We start from the raw sequence: 18,735 nt of genomic DNA on the forward strand, positions 1-18,735 counted from the left end.
TTCGGTCATTTTTAGCCAAATTTTTTGCAATAACATCACCGTACTTTACATATCTAACCTATTTCTCAAAAATGGCTTCGACGGTTAATTCCTTGTAGTGATAGCCCTTTTCTTGAGTAAATTGGATTTCAAGTGAACCTAAATAGATAGCAAAACTTGGCGCATCAATTTTTAGTAAGTCTTTGCTGATTAGTTTAAGATCTGATTCCGCCAGTTTTTTCATTGAATCTAAATGATGTTGTTGAAAGACCTGTTTAATATGCTGATCCATATCGGTACAATATCTATCATGTTCTTCAACAAAACAAACTTCGGCTCGTTCTTTTGGCTTATTCTCTTCTTTTTTCGAGCTGTTATCGTCCACACGATAGAATTGATAGACTGGCACATGGATCCATTTTTTATACGAACTCACATCAATTGATGACCATTCAAACTCAGCTTCTCTAACCGGGCTATTTTGCAGAGCCATAATGTCGCTATCATTGATACGGAAAGAATGCTCATAAACATCCAATGAAATCAGTTCATTCGCTTTTTCACCATATCTTTGTACAAAGGCTTTTCGTTTATCCTCATAATTAGAGCCGTCATCAGCCCCTAAGTCCAAACGATGGACTAAATAATCAGATACATCATCTAATTCATTCCAATCTTGGCGTTCGTTTTCTGGCATATTTTCTAAACGACTTAAAAAATCCACATCATCACGAATTTTTCCTTGTCCATCAGATAAATTAAGCTTTGTGAGTAAATGCTCAAAACGTTCCGTTTGGCTTTGGTAAGCGATTTCTTGTGGCTTCACTACCCAAGTCATGGCAAAAATTGCGGTCATTACAACGACAGAAATCAAACGATATTGGCGAATTTTAGGGATGATTAAAATGGCATAAGCCACCGTAATCGCCGAGGCTAATGCCACTAAATAAATCCGTTGTTCAGTCCAAGCATAGGCACTAATTCGACGGTCAATTGCCAACCATAGCAGTACAATGGGCACAATGGAAAGGTATGGGAAAAACTTAAAGAAACTGTCCCAATTGGCTTTAACACTAATACTACGTAAAGCGTAAACACCTAAGCCTACAACTAAGTAAGGCAACGCAATATTCGACACCATTCCTTTTGGCAACGCCCCTGCTAAGATAATTTTGCCCACATAAGCATAAAGTAGAACAGTAAAAATCATTAAGGCTGGCGCTAAGATAAAATTTACTAAAATTTCAATGCTACGATTTAGCGTCATCTCTGTATTTTCTTGGCGCTGTTGAAAGACCAAAAAGAACAAAGGAAGGCAAAATGCGGTAATTGAGGAATAAAGATGCTTTTGAAACCATTCACTAAAATCAATGTTAAATAATGTACTGATTGAAGCTAAAATTGCAGCGACCAAACCAGAGACGAGCCCCCAGCCAGCAATGGATGACGTGATGTAATATAGCGTCGTAAAATTACGATAAGTAAAGGCTTGATTGTTTCTGACAAATGGAAAGCCACATAATATCAATAATACAATAAATTGAGCGCCCCAAAACTTAGGGCTATAAGCATAAAAATCAGCATTATCATTTACTTGCCAAATGGTGAAAACAGCAATGAGCGGCACAATCCACGAAAAACGATACCAGGCATAAGGGCGAGATAAATAAATAAAGGCAAACAGAACCGGCTCAAATAGCCAATAAGCTAAATGATCTTTTTCTGAATTCATATCCACAAACCAAATTCCAAGAGCAAACGTAGCAATCATGAAGATTTCAATCGGATGAGTTGATATCGCTGATTTTATTCGTGTTTTGGTTTGCTGAAAAAAAGTCGAAAGAGACATAATGATTCCTTTTTCAATGCAAGAAAGTCTCAATTAAGAATAAATAATTCGTCGTAAAATAATACGAAATTTCGCGCAACTTTAACCAACTTTTGAAGGCAATTCCACTGAAATAAAAGAAATAATTGACGAAAAAGAGATAAAAACTTACCACACTTGATTGAAAAATAAGATACAGATCAAAGTGCGGTCATTTTTCCAAGACAAATTTCTAAATTTGCTTTATTATATTCCCGTTTTAGGTTCGCCTAACTAATTTTAATTAACTTTAAACAGAGGAAAACAAAATGGCAAAAATCGTTAAAGTCATTGGTCGTGAAATCATCGACTCTCGTGGTAACCCAACTGTAGAAGCTGAAGTTCATCTTGAAGGTGGTTTCGTTGGTTTAGCAGCTGCTCCATCAGGTGCATCTACTGGTTCTCGTGAAGCATTAGAATTACGTGACGGCGACAAATCTCGTTTCTTAGGTAAAGGTGTATTAAAAGCGGTTGCAGCGGTAAACGGTCCTATCGCAGATGCATTAGTAGGTAAAGAAGCGTCTAACCAAGCTGAAATCGACCAAATCATGATCGATTTAGACGGTACTGAAAACAAATCTAACTTCGGTGCAAACGCAATCTTAGCGGTATCTTTAGCAAACGCAAAAGCCGCTGCAGCGTCTAAAGGTTTACCGCTTTACGCTTACATCGCAGAACTTAACGGCACTCCAGGCGTTTACTCTATGCCATTACCAATGATGAACATCATCAACGGTGGTGAGCACGCAGATAACAACGTTGATATCCAAGAATTCATGATTCAACCAGTTGGTGCAAAAACGTTACGTGAAGCACTTCGTATCGGTGCTGAAGTATTCCACAACCTTGCGAAAGTATTAAAATCTAAAGGCATGAGCACTGCTGTAGGTGATGAAGGTGGTTTCGCACCTAACTTAGCATCTAACGCAGACGCTTTAGCATGTATCAAAGAAGCTGTAGAAAAAGCAGGCTACGTATTAGGTAAAGACGTCACTTTAGCAATGGACTGCGCATCTTCTGAGTTCTACAACAAAGAAACTGGTAAATACGAAATGAAAGGCGAAGGCCGTTCATTCACTTCTCAAGAGTTCACACACTATCTTGAAGAATTAACCAAACAATACCCAATCGTGTCTATCGAAGATGGTCAAGATGAATCTGACTGGGAAGGTTTTGCATACCAAACTAAAGTGTTAGGCGACCGCGTTCAATTAGTGGGCGACGACTTATTCGTCACTAACACCAAAATCTTAAAAGAAGGTATCGAAAAAGGTATCGCAAACTCTATCTTAATCAAATTCAACCAAATCGGTTCTTTAACTGAAACTTTAGCGGCAATTAAAATGGCTAAAGATGCAGGTTACACAGCGGTTATCTCTCACCGCTCAGGTGAAACCGAAGATGCGACTATCGCTGATTTAGCGGTTGGTACAGCAGCAGGTCAAATCAAAACTGGTTCTATGAGCCGTTCTGACCGTATTGCGAAATACAACCAATTAATCCGTATCGAAGAAGCATTAGAACGTGCTGGTACACCAGCTCCGTTCTTAGGTTTAAAAGCGGTTAAAGGTCAAGCATAATTTTTGCTTAATTTAAGGTAAAATAGCACCGCACTTTGCACAAAAGTGCGGTGTTTTTTTAAGGTGTTTTTATGAAGACACAATCTGATTCACTTCTTACTGAACCTTGGCTATCTTGGGCTATCGAAATCCAAAGCATTGCACAAAACGGGCTAACTTATTGCAAAAATATCTATGATATTGAGCGCTATGAACGTTTGCGGGATTTGTCTGCTGAAATGCTCGCTTATAAAACAACAATACCCAAAGAAACTGTCAAATCGTTTTTCTGCAATGGGGCTGGTTATCAAACCCCTAAAATCGATTCGCGCGCAGCTATTTTCAAAGATGATAAAATTTTATTAGTACAAGAAAATGATGGGCTTTGGTCACTGCCTGGCGGCTGGATAGATGTGCTAGAAACCATTCATAGTAATACGATTAAAGAAGTACGCGAAGAAGCGGGGCTTAATGTTAAACCGACTTTCATTATTGCTATTCACGAACAACATAAACGCAATTTTCCGCCTTTTGCGCATCCTGTACTCAAAACCTTCGTCATGTGCGAACCATTAAGTGGCGAATTTCAACCAAATAGTGAAACAGTGCAATCTGCCTATTTTGCGTTGAATGAACTGCCACCAATGAATGAAGAAAAAAATACGCCTGCACAGGTTGAACTTTGCTTTCAAGCATACCATAGTAGTCACTGGACTACACAATTTGATTAGGAAATACCATGTTACATTTAACCCTCGAAGATCAACTCTTTCTCGGTCAACCAAAACAAGTCGGCACACACTCAACTGTCCATGATCATCTAGCGGTGATGTTTGAAGATGATGGCGAAACTGGCTATTTTTATGCGTTAGATATGCGTCAAAATGCACAACCGATTGTCGATTGCTTACATGTTTATAACGTCGATAACACACGCAATCACCACGAAGCGCGTAAATTAGAAATCTGCTGGGATGAAAGCGGCTATTTAGGCTTATTGCTTATTAACGGCTATCCCCATGCTGTATTTGATTTTGCCCATTTGATCGGCTATAACACCAACAAACATCCTCAGCCTGACTTAATGAGCATGTGGACACACGAAGAAATCACCAATGAACGTGCGACTGCATGGCTTGGTGTGAATACCATTAAATAGGATTAGCTATGCGATTTTACCGCGGTCTTCAGCCTTTCAAGGTCATGAGTTTTGATCTTGATGATACCCTTTACGATAACACTGATGTCATTCGTTTAGCCGAAGAACGCTTTCTTCAATGTGTGCAAGAACACGCGCAACTGAGCGATCTTACCTCAGAATATTGGCGAGAATGGAAATGGCAACTGGCGGAGAAAGATCCCTTAATTGCTGAAGATGTAATTGCCTGGCGTGTCGAAACATTACGTAACTTACTGGTGCATCATGGTAAAAGTGCGGTTGAAATTGACCGCACTTTGGCCCTTGCCATGGAAGAATTTATTGAATGGCGACATAAAATTAATGTCCCCACTGAAAGCATCGAAGTGCTGAATCAACTTAAAGATCGCTACCTGTTGAGCGTGATTACCAATGGTAATGTGATTGCAACACGTATTGGGTTTGAACACTTTCAGCTGAGTTTACGTGGAGGAGAGCAAGGTAGAGCGAAACCTCATCAAGATTTGTTCCACCAAACCGCCCATTATTTCGGCGTAAAACCAAGTGAAATTTTACATATCGGTGACAACTTAACCACGGATGTTCAAGGCGCCATTCAAGCAGGCTGCCAATCTGTATGGATTAATTTATCAGGCAAAAACCTCAATTCATTTACTGAAGCAAGTGTTTTGCCTACATTAGAAATCAATCATTTAACTGAATTATTAACACTTTAACTCTATGATGAAAAAGAAAAATCAAGTTCTCGTCAGTCTTTCCATTGTGGCTTTATTGGGCGGCTGCTCAGAAGAGCAAGTTCAACGAGATGTTTATAACAGCCTTGAGGATTGTTTAGCCGATTGGCAAAAAATCGAATTGTGCGAAGCTGACCAATCTACTGAAAATAATAGCGGCACAACAGCGCATGCTGGCTCTGGCTCCTCTCTCTCGGGCAATTTAAATACACGTCCAAGCAATAATAGTGAATGGTCAGAAGACAATCAGGCAGTCAAACAAACCTTAAATCCAGATGGAGCAATTCACTCTGGCAACTCAAGCGGTTCTGAGGGAACAAGCCACACGAGTTCTGCAACAGGAGAAGGACACGGCAGTATGGGTAGTGCGATTGCAGGCGCTGCAATGGGTTATATGATCGCGCGTACGGTGGGATCATTTTTAGGGCCTAGCTACAATCCAAGCAACCGTGCTGTTTCTACGCCAACGGGTCAAGTTATCCAACCGCAAACTAATCGTTCTGTCGGTAAGCCTGTATTAGTTAAAGGCAATGCCGGTAGCACTTACAGCAAACCGGTTTCACGCGGTGGCTTTAAAAGCGCTAGCTCAAGCAGCACCCGTAGCTCAGGCGGTTAAATATGAAACGAATAACAGGTTTTCCTACTCGTCCCAATATGGTGCAACAATTATTAGATGTGGGCTTTGATTACTATAATCTGCCTTCCTCTGATGGCTCGCATTATTGGTCGGATAATATAGCGTATGAATTTACCTTAGCTGAAATCGATCGTATTGAAGATGCCACCAACGAATTGCATGCGATGTGTATGGATTTTGTTGCCGATGAAGTGAAACAAGGTGATTATGCCTATTATCGTTTCACCGATTTGCAGAAAAATCTGATTGAACAAACATGGGCTAAAAACGTACCGCACTTATATGGTCGTTTTGATTTTGGCTATGACGGCGAAAACCTCAAAATGTTTGAATACAATGCCGACACCCCTACTTCTCTGCTTGAAGCTGCTGTGGTGCAATGGCAATGGTTAGAGCAAATTGAAGGCTTAGCGCATCGTGACCAATTTAATTGGATTCACGAAGAATTACTCAATCGCTTTCAGTTTATTCAACAGCAAACTGGACTAAACGATTTCCATTTTAGTGCCATGCAAGAAGCGGGGCGTGAAGATTGGGGCAATATTGATTACCTAGCGGATGTGGCTTACAACGCAGGTTGGCATATTCATCAGCTTGCCATTGAAGATGTAGGTTACGATAAAGACAGTCAGCAATTCCTCGATCTGAATAATCAACCTATTGATTGTTTATTTAAGCTCTATCCGCTTGAATGGATGACCACCACAGAATATGCACCACACATGCTTAACTCATCCACTACCTTTATTGAACCGGCGTGGAAATTACTATTAAGCAATAAAGTGCTATTGGCGAAATTATGGCAAAAACATCCAAACCACCCATTATTACTACCCGCTTACTTTAGCAAGCATGATATTACCGATCGCCAATCGATATGGGTGAAAAAACCAACCTTAGGCCGTGAGGGCGCCAATGTTTCTTACTATGAAAAACGTAATGGTCTAGAATTTGCCGCCAAAGGTAGCGAACATTCTGCCTTTTACGATCAAGCAGGCTACATCTATCAACAAAAATTTGAACTGCCAAATTTTGATGGTATGTATCCAATGATTGGTTCTTGGGTAGTAGGTGATGTGGCTTGTGGCATCGGATTAAGAGAAGATTTTACCCCAGTTACCGGCAATGATAGCCACTTCATTCCGCATTACTTTGTGGAATAAAAACAACACAAAAACTGACCGCACTTAATAGATAATAAGGAGATAAATATGTATCCATTTAGTTTTCAAAACCCAACTCGCATTGAATTTGGACTCGATAAAGAAAAAGAGATGGGGAAATATATGCACGAATACGCTGCAAAAAAGGCCTTAATTATCTATGGTAGTGAGCGTGTCAAACAATCAGGCTTATTTGAAGATGTGGCGAAAAGCTTGCGTGAGCATGGCATTGAATACATTGAATGTGGCGGGGTAAAAAGTAACCCAACAATCAGTAAAGTCCGTGAAGCCGTTGCAATGGCAAAAGCCTTTGGTGCAGATAGTGTGTTGAGTATTGGTGGCGGCTCTTGCCTTGATAGTGCGAAAGCGATCGCAGCAGGTGCGTGCTATGACGGTGATACTTGGGACTTCTTTAAAGGCACACCGGTGCAAAAAGCATTGATGATTTTTGATGTAATCACCCTTGCAGCAACAGGCAGTGAAATGAACTGGGGCTCAGTCATTACCAATGAAGAAACGCAACAAAAATATTCGATTCATAGCAATCATTTATTCCCAAAAGTATCAGTCATTAATCCGAAATTACAAGCAACTGTCAGCCGTGATTATTTAGTGTATTCTGCTGCAGATATTATTGCTCATTCGATTGAAGCCTATTTCACGGCGGAATATCGCCCTGAAATTATTGATTTCTTAGTAGAAAGCAATATTAAAACCGTTATCCGTACGACTGAAATCCTGCTCAATGATCCACAAGATCTCAATGCACGTGGTGAATTTGCCTGGGCGGCTACACTTGCGTTAAATGGTTTAACGCATTTAGGTATCTCACCTTACGGTTTCCCAAATCATATGATTGAGCATTCCATGAGTGCGATTTCAGATGTGCCACATGGAGCTGGGCTTTCTGTGATTATGCCTGCGTGGATGCAATGGTACCAATCTCAAAGACCTGCTCAATTCAAACGCTTTGCTAAAGAAATATTTGGCTTAGATAAGGCTGAAGAGGGTATTCAAGCCTTAAAAGCCTGGTTTGATAAAATCGGCACACCAACCAACCTTGAACAACTTGGCATTGATGATAAAACCTTAGCTGAAATTATCGATAATGCGGTTCAAACTGCGATTGAGGCGAAAATGGATAAGATTTACACCAAAGAAGCTATTGAAGCAATTTTCGCTTTAGCGAAATAACCTCTCATAAGAAAGAGCGGTCAAATTCCATTGTATTTTGAATTTGACCGTTCTTTTTATATTCTCAATATTTCACTTTATTGAAAAGCATGTAAAAAATAACCGCACTTTAGTTACCCAAAGTGCGGTTAATTTGAATTAAGTTTTAACGCTTAATTATAGTGAAGCTTGATCAACAGCCACACCAGCACCCATAGTTGTAGAGATGCTTACTTTCTTGATAAAGATACCTTTTGCAGTAGTTGGTTTTGCTTTGTTTAAAGCAGCCAATAATGCTTGAAGGTTTTCTTTTAATTGAACTTCAGAGAAGTTTGCTTTACCAATTGTTGTGTGGATGATACCGTTTTTATCGTTACGATAACGGATCTGACCAGATTTAGCATTTTTAACTGCTTCAGCAACGTTTGGTGTTACGGTACCAACTTTAGGGTTTGGCATTAAACCACGTGGGCCTAATACTTGACCTAATTGACCAACAACACGCATTGCATCAGGAGAAGCGATAACAACGTCAAAGTTCATTTCGCCTTTTTTGATTTGCTCTGCTAAATCTTCCATACCTACTAAATCAGCACCAGCTTCTTTAGCTGCATCTGCGTTAGCACCTTGGGTGAACACAGCTACGCGTACTTCACGACCAGTACCGTGTGGTAATACTGTTGCACCACGAACGTTTTGGTCTGATTTACGAGGATCGATACCTAAGTTTACTGCAACGTCAACACTTTCAACGAATTTAGCGGTTGCGAATTGTTTTAATAACGCGATTGCTTCGTTGATTTCGTATGCTTTAGTAGAATCTACGCCAGCTTTGATTGCTTTCATTTTTTTAGTCAATTTAGCCATCGTATTATTCCTCCACCACTAAGCCCATTGAGCGAGCAGTACCAGCAATTGATTTCATTTTAGTTTCGATAGTCGCGCCAGTCATATCTGCTGCTTTAGTTTCAGCGATTTGACGAACTTGATCTAAAGTTACTTTACCCACTTTATCTTTGTTCGGTTTACCAGAACCAGATTTGATACCCGCAGCTTTTTTCAATAATACTGCTGCTGGTGGAGTTTTAGTAATGAAAGTGAATGAACGGTCTGCATATACAGTGATAACAACTGGAATTGGTAAACCTTTTTCAATGCTCTCAGTACGAGCGTTGAATGCTTTACAGAATTCCATAATGTTCACACCTTGTTGACCTAATGCAGGACCAACTGGTGGTGATGGGTTTGCCATACCAGCTGCAACTTGCAACTTAACGTATGCTTGGACTTTTTTTGCCATTTTTTAGTTTCCTCTAAATGGGTGATAACGCCGAAATCGGCTCCCCTGTTAATGAAAGGCTGTATTTTAATTAATCAGCCTCGAAATTTCAAGTAGAAAAACTACTCGAAAAACAACCGCACTTTATTGTTTAAGTGCGGTCATTAAATCTCTTGTTTTGGAAAAAGGAAATTAACGTGTTTTTTCCACTTGACCAAATTCAAGCTCAACTGGTGTTGCACGACCGAAGATAGATACAGACACTTTTAAGCGGCCTTTTTCGTAATCTACTTCTTCAACCGTACCATTAAAGTCTGCGAATGGACCTTCTGTCACACGCACCTCTTCACCTGGTTGATATTCTTTACGATGACGTGGTTTTTCAGCACTTTGCTCTAAACGATTTAAAATTAAATCCGCTTCACGTTTAGAAATTGGTGCTGGTTTATCTGGTGTACCACCGATAAAGCCCATTACACGTGGTACGCTTTTCACTAAGTGCCATGTGTCATCGTTCATTGCCATTTCAACTAATACATAGCCAGGGAAGAATTTACGTTCGCTTTTACGACGTTTACCTGCTACGTTTTCAACGACTTCTTCAGTCGGCACTAACACTTCGCCAAACTGATCTTCCATTTGTTGTTGTTTGATATATTCACGCAATGTGATTGCAACACGACTCTCAAAGCCTGAGAATGCTTGCAATACATACCAACGTTTTTTGGATACGTTTTCAGTTTCGCTCATTTTAGAATCTCAAATCAGTTAAGAAGTTAATCAATGCAATGATAATTGAATCAATTGCCCAGAAGAATAAAGAAGTAAGCACCGTTACCGCAATAACGATTAAAGTTGTTTGACGTGTTTCTGCACGAGTTGGCCATACCACTTTACGACCTTCAACTTTTGCTTCGCTAAAGAATGTACGAGCTTTTGTACCTTGGTTAGTAATTGCAGCGAAACCAAAGGCAATTAATAAGGCGACAACTACGCCAACTACACGCACAGGTAAAGAAAAGACTTCTTTAAAATAAACGTTACCAATTGCTGCTGCGGTAAAAAATGCCACAGAAAGAATCCAAAGAAGCGTGTTTAAGCCTTTTGATTTTCCTTCTACGACTTGTTCTTGGTCGTGTTTCTTTTTCTCAACAATTTCAGTTGCCATAATTGAATCCGTATAAAATAAGGGATAAATAATTTTTAGATTAATTTCAGAACGTGCGATTGTAGCATTTTCTTTCGGAATTGCCTATGAAAAATGTCAGAAAAAACAACCGCACTTTCTGTTAATTTTTATATTCGAGTTTTGGTGGTTTGTTGTCAACGATCGTTTCTTCATCCACAATCACTTTTTTCAAGTTTTCGATTGAAGGTAAATCATACATCGTATCTAACAATACAGCCTCAACAATTGAGCGTAAACCACGCGCACCGGTTTTACGTTCAAGAGCTTTTTTCGCCATCGCTTTCAATGCTTCTGGTGTAAATTCAAGCTCTACATCTTCTAAGCCAAATAATGCTTGATATTGTTTGGTCAGTGCATTTTTCGGTTGAGTAAGGATCTGAATCAACGCTTCTTCATCTAATTCGCTTAATGGCGCAATCATTGGAAGACGACCAATAAATTCTGGAATCAAACCAAATTTCATTAAATCATCTGGCTCAACTTGACGGAATAATTCAGAAAGATTTTCTTTCTCTTCTTCCTTCTCTACTTTCGCATCAAAACCAATTCCAGTATCAGTTTGTGTACGCTTACCGATAATTTTATCTAAGCCGGCAAATGCCCCACCACAAATAAAGAGGATTTTTGAGGTGTCCACTTTCAACATTTCTTGTTGAGGATGTTTACGTCCACCTTGTGGCGGTACAGACGCAATAGTGCCTTCAATTAATTTCAACAAGGCTTGTTGCACACCTTCACCAGACACATCTCGAGTAATAGATGCGCCTTCTGATTTACGGCTAATTTTATCAATTTCATCAATATAGATAATGCCCTGCTCTGCTTTTTCTGTATCGTAATCGCAGTTTTGCAATAATTTTTGCAGAACATTTTCCACGTCTTCGCCCACATAGCCTGCTTCAGTTAACGTCGTCGCATCGGCCATAGCAAAAGGTACATTTAAACGACGCGCCAAGGTTTGAGCTAATAAGGTTTTACCGCTACCAGTTGGACCAATTAACAAGATGTTACTTTTACCTAATTCCACATCATTGCTTTGGTGGTTCGTGCGTAAGCGTTTATAGTGATTGTAAACGGCCACTGACAAGACTTTTTTCGCATAATCTTGCCCAATCACATAATCATCTAAGTGCGCACGAATTTCGTGCGGTGTTGGTAATTTTTCTTCAACTGCCAGTTCGCTAGGTGTTTCGATTTCACCACTGTCTTCTAACATACTGTGGCAAAGCTCGATACACTCGTTACAAATATAACCATCTGTACCCGCAATTAATTTACCTACTTCACTTTTCTCTCTTCCGCAGAAAGAACAGTGAAGATCGTTATCATTTGTTGTCATGTTAAATCCTTAACGTTTAATCAACACATCGTCCACTAAGCCGTAAGCTTTTGCTTCTTCTGCCGACATAAAGTTGTCACGATCGGTGTCTTTTTCGATACGCTCGATGCTTTGACCTGTATGGAAAGCAAGACGCTCGTTTAAGGTTTGTTTAATTTTTAAAATTTCTTGTGCGTGGATCTGAATATCGGATGCTTGTCCACGGAAACCACCTAACGGTTGGTGAATCATTACGCGTGCATTCGGTAATGCAGCACGTTTTCCTGCTGTCCCCCCCGCAAGTAAGAATGCGCCCATTGAGCAGGCTTGACCAATACAAAGGGTACGCACATCCGGTTTAATAAATTGCATGGTATCGTAAATTGCCATACCCGCAGTCACCGAGCCACCCGGTGAGTTAATATAAATATTGATGTCTTTTTTCGGATCTTCTGATTCTAAGAAAAGTAGCTGTGCCACGATCAAATTTGCCATACGATCTTCTACTTCACCACTCAAGAAGATCACGCGCTCTTTTAATAGGCGGGAATAAATGTCGTACGAACGTTCACCACGAGAGGTTTGTTCGACAACCATAGGAATTACACTCATTTTTGCCCCTAAATATGTGCTAAAAAATCGGGCAATATTCTACCCGAAAATCAGTAAAAACAAAAATGCGGTCGCTTTTCATTGAAAAAACAACCGCACTTTTCGATGATATGCTTGTGAATTTAATTCACGTTCTATCAATTATTATGCTTGTGGATTCATGATCTCATCAAATGAAGACGCTTTTTCAGTCACTTGAGCTTTAGCAAGAACGGCATCAACTGCTTGTTCTTCTAATACTACATTGCGAATGTTGTTCATTAACTCTTCATTTTGGCTGTAATACTCAACAACTTCAGCTGGTTGTTCGTAAGCAGAAGCGATATCCGCGATCATGGCTTTCGCACGTTCTTCATCCGCTTTCAATTCGTTTGATTTGATCACTTCAGAGAATAATAAACCGACTTGAACACGACGTTTTGCATCCGCTTCAAATAATTCACGTGGTAATTGTGCTGCTTGTTGTGCATTACCACCGAAACGTTGTGCTGCTTGGTTACGTAATACATTAATTTCTTCTTCTACTGCAGAAGCTGGAACATCAATTGGGTTTTGTTCGATTAAACCGTTGATTACTTGTTGTTTAACACGTGAAACTAATGCGTTTTTCAATTCACGTTCCATGTTTTTACGGATTTCTGCACGTAAATCTGCCACCGTTTTGGTGTTTGGACCAAATTTAGCAACGAATTCATCTGTTAATTCTGGTAATTCCATTTCTTCTACTTTTTTCAAGGTAATCGCAAATTTTGCATCTTTACCTTTTAAGTTTTCAGAATGGTATTCCGCAGGGAAAGTCACATTGATATCGAATTGTTCGCCTGCTTTGTGACCTACGATACCCTCTTCAAAACCGGGGATCATACGACCTTGGCCCATGAATAGAACGAAATCAGTTGCTTTACCGCCTTCGAATTCTTCGCCATCAACATAACCAACGAAGTCGATTGTTACGCGAGAATCTGCTTTCGCTGCGGCTTTGCTTTCAACCCAAGTGGCTTGTTGTTTACGTAATACCTCAATCATTTTATCGATATCAGCTTCAGTGATTTCAACAGTTGGTTTCTCAACTTTGATGTTTTCTAAACCTTTTAATTCAACTTCTGGGTACACTTCGAAAGTTGCAGTGAATGATAAATCTTTACCAGGTTCGAACGTTTCGATAGCGAAAGTTGGACGACCTGCGATGTTGATTTTCTCAGCGATTACTGCGTCAAAGAAATGACGTGGTAATAAATCGTTTAATACATCTTGACGGATTGATGCGCCAAAACGTTGTTCAATGATGTGAGCTGGTACGTGACCTTTACGGAAACCATCAACACGTACATTTTTTGCTGCACGTTTGAATTCTTCACGAGTTGCTTTTTCTACAGCTTCAGCTGGAACGGTGATCGTCACACGACGCTCTAAACCTTGAGTTGTTTCAATATTTAATGACATTTGTAACCTCAATTAATGTTGCACTCGGTAAAAACCACACCGAACACGTTATTGTTTGTAAAAGTAAAAAACCGCCAAATTATAGCGAAAGAAAATCAAACAGTCGATAGAAACCGGAAAATTCACTGGAAAACCGGCTAAAATTGCACAATTTATCAACAATTTTAAATAAAGAAAAAAGTGCGGTCAAAAATAACCGCACTTTTTATCGAATTATAAACCTTTCGGTAAACGAATTTTTTGACCTGGGAAAATCTTATCCGCGTCTTTAATCACTTCTTTATTTGCTTCAACGATCGCGGTGTATTTCGCGCCATTTCCGTAAGCTTTCTCAGCGATTTTCCACAAGGTGTCACCTTTTTGGATTACATAGAATGTGTCATCACTGCCTAAGGTCTCACCGCCATTGATGCTTGCATCGCTAGTCACTGAATGGATACCTTGAATGTTACCCGCCATTAACACTGCTTTTTCTAATGCCGCCGCATTTGCCGCCACACCTTGGATATTTGCTACACCATTTTCCACAGTAACAGATAAGTTTTCCACGCCTGGATTATCTTCAGCGATGTGTTGAGTCACTGCTTTAGATGCATCTTCTTCTTTAGAGAAAACTTTCTTACCAATGTCACTGACAAAATCAAATAAACCCATTTTAAAGTTCCTTTTGTATGTTTGTTTAAGGGAGTATTACGATACTGAAATTCCCTTAAGAAGTCTATAAATCAGAGTGTAAAGCTATGTAAATATTTCAAGAAAACTGATCTAAAATTGACCGCTCTTTGATAGAATACGCCGATTTTTAATTTACTCACTAAAAAAGGACAAATTATGCGTTGGGAAGGTCGTAGAGAAAGCTCAAATATTGAAGATAGACGTGGCTCTGGCGGCGGTAACTTCGGTGGCGGAAAAGGCACCGGTGTTCTCGGTATTATCATTCTTTTAGTCGGCGCTTATTATGGCGTGGATCTTTCAGGCTTAGTGGGTACGCCTGATTTTTCAGGACAAAGCTCTCAACAATTAGAAACCCAAGAAGAACAGCAGCTTGCAAGTCTTTCTAAAGTTGTATTAGCGGATACTGAAACCGTTTGGGGACAATATTTCAGACAAATGGGTAAAACCTATAGCGAGCCAACCATGGTGCTTTACAATGGTGTGACACCAACCGCTTGTGGTACAGGTCAATCTGCAATGGGTCCCTTCTACTGCCCGAGCGATCGCAAAGTTTACCTTGATTTATCATTCTATAATGAAATGAAAAATAAACTGGGTGCAGCAGGTGATTCAGCCTTTGCTTATGTAATTGCACACGAAGTCGGTCACCATGTACAAAATATGCTTGGTATTCTGCCGCAAGTGAATCGCGCACAACAAAGCAGCGATCGTAAAACGGCAAATCAACTTTCTGTTCAATTAGAACTTCAAGCTGACTGTTTCGCCGGTGTTTGGGCGAGCCAAGCGGTAAAAAGTGGTTTATTTGAACGTGGTGATGAGGAAAAAGCGTTTAATGCAGCAGAAGCTGTGGGCGATGACCGTTTACAAAAACGCAGCCAAGGTTATGTGGTACCGGATAGCTTCACTCACGGTACATCTGCACAGCGTCTAGAATGGTTCAGAAAAGGCTTACAAAGCGCCAACCCTTCTGTGTGTAATACTTTTAACCAATAAAATCTTTAAGGCTGATTCATGTCAGCCTTTTTCATTTCTGTTCATTTCAGCATAAAAAAGAGCGGTCAATTTTGACCGCTCTTTTCTTCATGATTTTAAGTTTACGCGAACTGACGTACTTCACCGTTACCCGCTACGTTTTCCACACAACGTGGACAAAGTGTCGGATGTTCAGGATTCACGCCGATTTTGTCAGAATAATGCCAGCAACGTGGACATTTTTCACCGTTAGAACGCGCTACGCTTACGGCAATTCCCTCTAACTCACCCGCTGCCACATCCGCAGGTTTGTCAGCTAATGGTTTGACTTCTGCTTTTGAGGTAATTAACACAAAACGTAATTCATTGCCTAATTGCTCTAACAATGCACGATATTCATCGTTAGCATAAACCGTTACTTCTGCTTCTAAACCACCACCGATCACTTTATCGTTACGCGCGATTTCTAGTACGCGGTTCACTTCAGAACGAACTTTAATCAGTTGTTGCCAGTAAGCATCATCTAATTTCTCATTCTCGCCTAAACCAAATAAGCCTTCGTAGAATTCTTCAGTAAAGACAAATTCAGCACGTGGCGTCGCCGTTTGTGGCAAGTAGCCCCAAATTTCATCTGCAGTGAATGACAAGATTGGTGCCATCCAACGAACCAATGCTTCTGCAATGTGCCATAATGCTGTTTGGCAGCTACGACGCGCAAGGCTGTCTGCTTTAGTGGTGTATTGACGGTCTTTGATAATATCAAGGTAGAACGAGCCCATTTCCACAGAACAGAAACGCATTAAACGTTGTACCACTGTGTGGAATTGATAGTTATCGTACGCGTCTTTAATTTCTTTTTGAGCATCTAACGCACAAGCTACCGCCCAACGATCCAAGCTAATCATTTCTTCCGGTTTAACCGCATCACGTTGCGGATCAAAACCATTCAAGTTCGCTAATAAGAAACGTGCCGTGTTACGAATACGACGATAGCTATCCGCTGCACGTTTTAAGATCTCATCAGAAACGGTCATTTCCCCCGTATAGTCGGTAGACGCCACCCATAAACGTAAAATATCACCACCAAATTTATCCATAACTTCTTGTGGGGTCACGATATTACCGATAGATTTTGACATCTTACGGCCTTGACCATCCACGGTGAAACCATGGGTTAATACTTGTTTATATGGCGCTTTGCTGTCTGTTGCTGTAGAGAGCATTAAAGAAGACATAAACCAACCACGGTGTTGGTCTGAACCTTCTAAATACATATCGATATCTTGACCGTTAAATTCTGGACGATTCGCCACAACAGAAGAATAGGTTGATCCTGAGTCAAACCATACGTCAAGGGTATCTGGCACTTTACGATAGGTTTCTGCGTCCACACCTAATAATTCTTTTTCGTCTAAATCCCACCATGCTTGAATACCGGCTTTCTCTACACGTTTCGCTACTTCTTCAAGTAACTCTAAGGTACGCGGATGAAGTTCTTCGGTTTCTTTGTGCACGAATAAGGTCATCGGCACGCCCCAAGTACGTTGACGAGAAATACACCAGTCAGGGCGGTTTTCAACCATTTTCTCGATACGTGCTTGACCCCAATCTGGAATCCAGCGAACTTGTTTGATTTCACCTAATGCTTGTTGGCGTAACCCCTGTGTTTCCATACCGATAAACCATTGTGGTGTCGCACGGAAAATAATCGGGGTTTTGTGGCGCCAGCAGTGTGGGTAGCTGTGTTTGATTTTCTCAACTTTTAATAAGTTGCCCACTTCTTGCAATTTTTCAACAACCAATGGATTCGCTTCAAATACACCTTTGCCTGCGAAGAATTCAGTGGTTGAAATAAATTTACCGTCATTCGATACAAGACCCGCCATTGGTAAATTATATTTTTGTCCTACAATAAAGTCGTCTAAGCCGTGGTCTGGCGCGGTATGAACTAAACCTGTACCGCCATCAGTGGTCACGTGATCACCTAAAATCACTGGTACAGTGAAATCATAGAATGGATGGTTAAAGCGTACTAACTCAAGTGCTTGACCTTTTACTGAACCTAAAACTTCAACCTGTTCTACACCCACCGCTTTTGCCACAGACTCCACTAATTCAGCAGCTAAAATCACACGCTCATCGCCAAGTTGTACTAAGTTGTATTCTAAGTCTGCATTTACCGCAATCGCACGGTTAGATGGCATTGTCCAAGGTGTGGTGGTCCAAATCACCGCAGATAATTTGCCATGGCCTTTGCCTACTGCGTTAAATTTCTCTTCAATTTCTGCTGCATTTACTGCAGGGAAACGCACATAGATAGACGGAGAAACTTTGTCTTCGTATTCCACTTCTGCTTCCGCTAAAGAAGAACCACAATCCAAACACCAGTGCACTGGTTTTGAACCTTTGTATAAGTGACCATTCGCAATCACTTTACCAAGTGTACGGATGATGTTTGCTTCGGTGTTGAAGTTCATCGTTAAATAAGGGTTATCCCAATCGCCTAACACGCCTAAACGGATAAAATCTTTTTTCTGACCTTCTACTTGTTCTGCAGCGTATTCACGGCATTTTTGGCGGAATTCAGCGGCGGTCACTTTCTCGTTTGGTTTACCCACCAAACCTTCTACTTTTAATTCAATTGGCAAACCGTGACAGTCCCAACCCGGGATATAAGGCGAATCAAAACCTAATGCAGTTTTGGATTTAACAATAATATCTTTCAGAATTTTATTAACGGCGTGACCGATATGAATGTTGCCGTTCGCATACGGAGGGCCATCATGCAAAATAAAGGATTTTTTACCTTTCGTCGCTTGGCGGATTTTTTGATACAACTGTTTGTCATACCAATTTTTTAACATTACAGGTTCGCGTTTGGCTAAATCGCCACGCATAGGGAAACCTGTTTCAGGTAAATTTAACGTGTTTTTGTAATCAACTGTCATGTTATTTTCCAATTTTATATTTCAATAT

18 protein-coding genes are annotated in these 18,735 nt (G+C 40.4%); 8 read left to right on the plus strand and 10 right to left on the minus strand.

Annotation, left to right across the window (positions count from 1 at the left end; genetic code table 11):
* Nucleotides 1-58 precede the first annotated feature (58 nt).
* Nucleotides 59-1,828 carry a DUF4153 domain-containing protein gene (locus HMPREF3279_RS05630; RefSeq protein WP_070868336.1) on the minus strand — a complete coding sequence of 590 codons (1,770 nt, stop codon included), beginning with the start codon at nt 1,826-1,828 and terminating at the stop codon, nt 59-61.
* Nucleotides 1,829-2,115: 287 nt separating this feature from the next.
* On the opposite strand from HMPREF3279_RS05630, the gene eno reads away from it, so the two are divergent.
* From eno to HMPREF3279_RS05665, 7 genes are all read left to right on the plus strand, one after another.
* Entirely contained in the window at nt 2,116-3,426 is a 1,311-nt protein-coding gene (eno, locus tag HMPREF3279_RS05635) for a phosphopyruvate hydratase (protein ID WP_054420251.1), read from the plus strand.
* 71 nt (nt 3,427-3,497) lie between these two features.
* Nucleotides 3,498-4,136, plus strand: coding sequence for an NUDIX hydrolase N-terminal domain-containing protein (locus tag HMPREF3279_RS05640; protein ID WP_070868337.1), 639 nt, complete (start codon nt 3,498-3,500; stop codon nt 4,134-4,136).
* 8 nt (nt 4,137-4,144) lie between these two features.
* Nucleotides 4,145-4,564: a DUF2251 domain-containing protein gene (locus HMPREF3279_RS05645; RefSeq protein ID WP_070868338.1), complete on the plus strand. Its 420-nt coding sequence runs from the start codon at nt 4,145-4,147 to the stop codon at nt 4,562-4,564.
* An 8-nt stretch (nt 4,565-4,572) separates the two neighbouring features.
* The gene (locus tag HMPREF3279_RS05650) at nt 4,573-5,280 is read left to right on the plus strand and encodes an HAD-IA family hydrolase (protein WP_070868339.1); all 708 of its coding nucleotides are present in this window, start codon (nt 4,573-4,575) and stop codon (nt 5,278-5,280) included.
* A 7-nt stretch (nt 5,281-5,287) separates the two neighbouring features.
* A complete protein-coding gene (locus tag HMPREF3279_RS05655) occupies nt 5,288-5,914 on the plus strand; it encodes a hypothetical protein (protein ID WP_070868340.1) in 627 nt (208 codons plus the stop codon).
* A 2-nt stretch (nt 5,915-5,916) separates the two neighbouring features.
* Nucleotides 5,917-7,098: a glutathionylspermidine synthase family protein gene (locus tag HMPREF3279_RS05660; RefSeq protein ID WP_070868341.1), complete on the plus strand. Its 1,182-nt coding sequence runs from the start codon at nt 5,917-5,919 to the stop codon at nt 7,096-7,098.
* 48 nt (nt 7,099-7,146) lie between these two features.
* Entirely contained in the window at nt 7,147-8,292 is a 1,146-nt protein-coding gene (locus tag HMPREF3279_RS05665; protein WP_070868342.1) for an iron-containing alcohol dehydrogenase, read from the plus strand.
* Nucleotides 8,293-8,448: 156 nt separating this feature from the next.
* Here HMPREF3279_RS05665 and rplA read toward each other — a convergent pair whose 3' ends face one another.
* From rplA to lysM, 8 genes are all read right to left on the minus strand, one after another.
* The gene (gene rplA, locus HMPREF3279_RS05670) at nt 8,449-9,138 is read right to left on the minus strand and encodes a 50S ribosomal protein L1 (protein WP_005695230.1); all 690 of its coding nucleotides are present in this window, start codon (nt 9,136-9,138) and stop codon (nt 8,449-8,451) included.
* A gap of 4 nt (nt 9,139-9,142) precedes the next feature.
* On the minus strand, nt 9,143-9,571 hold the full coding sequence (gene rplK, locus HMPREF3279_RS05675) for a 50S ribosomal protein L11 (RefSeq protein WP_005695228.1): 429 nt from the start codon (nt 9,569-9,571) through the stop codon (nt 9,143-9,145).
* A 171-nt stretch (nt 9,572-9,742) separates the two neighbouring features.
* Nucleotides 9,743-10,300, minus strand: coding sequence for a transcription termination/antitermination protein NusG (gene nusG / locus HMPREF3279_RS05680; protein ID WP_005695227.1), 558 nt, complete (start codon nt 10,298-10,300; stop codon nt 9,743-9,745).
* A 1-nt stretch (nt 10,301) separates the two neighbouring features.
* Nucleotides 10,302-10,718 (minus strand): preprotein translocase subunit SecE, encoded by a 417-nt coding sequence (gene secE, locus HMPREF3279_RS05685; protein WP_070868343.1) that lies wholly within the window; start codon nt 10,716-10,718, stop codon nt 10,302-10,304.
* A gap of 121 nt (nt 10,719-10,839) precedes the next feature.
* Nucleotides 10,840-12,078 carry an ATP-dependent protease ATP-binding subunit ClpX gene (clpX, locus tag HMPREF3279_RS05690; RefSeq protein ID WP_049369842.1) on the minus strand — a complete coding sequence of 413 codons (1,239 nt, stop codon included), beginning with the start codon at nt 12,076-12,078 and terminating at the stop codon, nt 10,840-10,842.
* Between the two features lie 9 nt (nt 12,079-12,087).
* A complete protein-coding gene (gene clpP, locus HMPREF3279_RS05695; protein WP_005695224.1) occupies nt 12,088-12,669 on the minus strand; it encodes an ATP-dependent Clp endopeptidase proteolytic subunit ClpP in 582 nt (193 codons plus the stop codon).
* 144 nt (nt 12,670-12,813) lie between these two features.
* Nucleotides 12,814-14,112: a trigger factor gene (gene tig, locus HMPREF3279_RS05700; RefSeq protein WP_049364760.1), complete on the minus strand. Its 1,299-nt coding sequence runs from the start codon at nt 14,110-14,112 to the stop codon at nt 12,814-12,816.
* Nucleotides 14,113-14,325: 213 nt separating this feature from the next.
* Nucleotides 14,326-14,766, minus strand: coding sequence for a peptidoglycan-binding protein LysM (gene lysM / locus HMPREF3279_RS05705; RefSeq protein WP_049364759.1), 441 nt, complete (start codon nt 14,764-14,766; stop codon nt 14,326-14,328).
* A gap of 177 nt (nt 14,767-14,943) precedes the next feature.
* Between lysM and HMPREF3279_RS05710 the strand changes: the two genes are divergently transcribed.
* Nucleotides 14,944-15,780, plus strand: coding sequence for a KPN_02809 family neutral zinc metallopeptidase (locus HMPREF3279_RS05710; RefSeq protein WP_005699634.1), 837 nt, complete (start codon nt 14,944-14,946; stop codon nt 15,778-15,780).
* Nucleotides 15,781-15,881: 101 nt separating this feature from the next.
* Here HMPREF3279_RS05710 and ileS read toward each other — a convergent pair whose 3' ends face one another.
* The gene (ileS, locus tag HMPREF3279_RS05715; protein ID WP_070868344.1) at nt 15,882-18,707 is read right to left on the minus strand and encodes an isoleucine--tRNA ligase; all 2,826 of its coding nucleotides are present in this window, start codon (nt 18,705-18,707) and stop codon (nt 15,882-15,884) included.
* Nucleotides 18,708-18,735 lie beyond the last annotated feature (28 nt).

The sequence above is a fragment of the Haemophilus sp. HMSC71H05 genome (genome assembly GCF_001838635.1).
GTDB lineage: Bacteria > Pseudomonadota > Gammaproteobacteria > Enterobacterales > Pasteurellaceae > Haemophilus_D > Haemophilus_D parainfluenzae_R.

Coding starts and splice junctions, on each gene's coding strand:
- HMPREF3279_RS05630 (WP_070868336.1), bottom strand. CDS start 1,828: ATGTCTCTTTCGACTTTTTTTCAGCAAACCAAAACACGAATAAAATCA.
- eno (WP_054420251.1), top strand. CDS start 2,116: ATGGCAAAAATCGTTAAAGTCATTGGTCGTGAAATCATCGACTCTCGT.
- HMPREF3279_RS05640 (WP_070868337.1), top strand. CDS start 3,498: ATGAAGACACAATCTGATTCACTTCTTACTGAACCTTGGCTATCTTGG.
- HMPREF3279_RS05645 (WP_070868338.1), top strand. CDS start 4,145: ATGTTACATTTAACCCTCGAAGATCAACTCTTTCTCGGTCAACCAAAA.
- HMPREF3279_RS05650 (WP_070868339.1), top strand. CDS start 4,573: ATGCGATTTTACCGCGGTCTTCAGCCTTTCAAGGTCATGAGTTTTGAT.
- HMPREF3279_RS05655 (WP_070868340.1), top strand. CDS start 5,288: ATGAAAAAGAAAAATCAAGTTCTCGTCAGTCTTTCCATTGTGGCTTTA.
- HMPREF3279_RS05660 (WP_070868341.1), top strand. CDS start 5,917: ATGAAACGAATAACAGGTTTTCCTACTCGTCCCAATATGGTGCAACAA.
- HMPREF3279_RS05665 (WP_070868342.1), top strand. CDS start 7,147: ATGTATCCATTTAGTTTTCAAAACCCAACTCGCATTGAATTTGGACTC.
- rplA (WP_005695230.1), bottom strand. CDS start 9,138: ATGGCTAAATTGACTAAAAAAATGAAAGCAATCAAAGCTGGCGTAGAT.
- rplK (WP_005695228.1), bottom strand. CDS start 9,571: ATGGCAAAAAAAGTCCAAGCATACGTTAAGTTGCAAGTTGCAGCTGGT.
- nusG (WP_005695227.1), bottom strand. CDS start 10,300: ATGAGCGAAACTGAAAACGTATCCAAAAAACGTTGGTATGTATTGCAA.
- secE (WP_070868343.1), bottom strand. CDS start 10,718: ATGGCAACTGAAATTGTTGAGAAAAAGAAACACGACCAAGAACAAGTC.
- clpX (WP_049369842.1), bottom strand. CDS start 12,078: ATGACAACAAATGATAACGATCTTCACTGTTCTTTCTGCGGAAGAGAG.
- clpP (WP_005695224.1), bottom strand. CDS start 12,669: ATGAGTGTAATTCCTATGGTTGTCGAACAAACCTCTCGTGGTGAACGT.
- tig (WP_049364760.1), bottom strand. CDS start 14,112: ATGTCATTAAATATTGAAACAACTCAAGGTTTAGAGCGTCGTGTGACG.
- lysM (WP_049364759.1), bottom strand. CDS start 14,766: ATGGGTTTATTTGATTTTGTCAGTGACATTGGTAAGAAAGTTTTCTCT.
- HMPREF3279_RS05710 (WP_005699634.1), top strand. CDS start 14,944: ATGCGTTGGGAAGGTCGTAGAGAAAGCTCAAATATTGAAGATAGACGT.
- ileS (WP_070868344.1), bottom strand. CDS start 18,707: ATGACAGTTGATTACAAAAACACGTTAAATTTACCTGAAACAGGTTTC.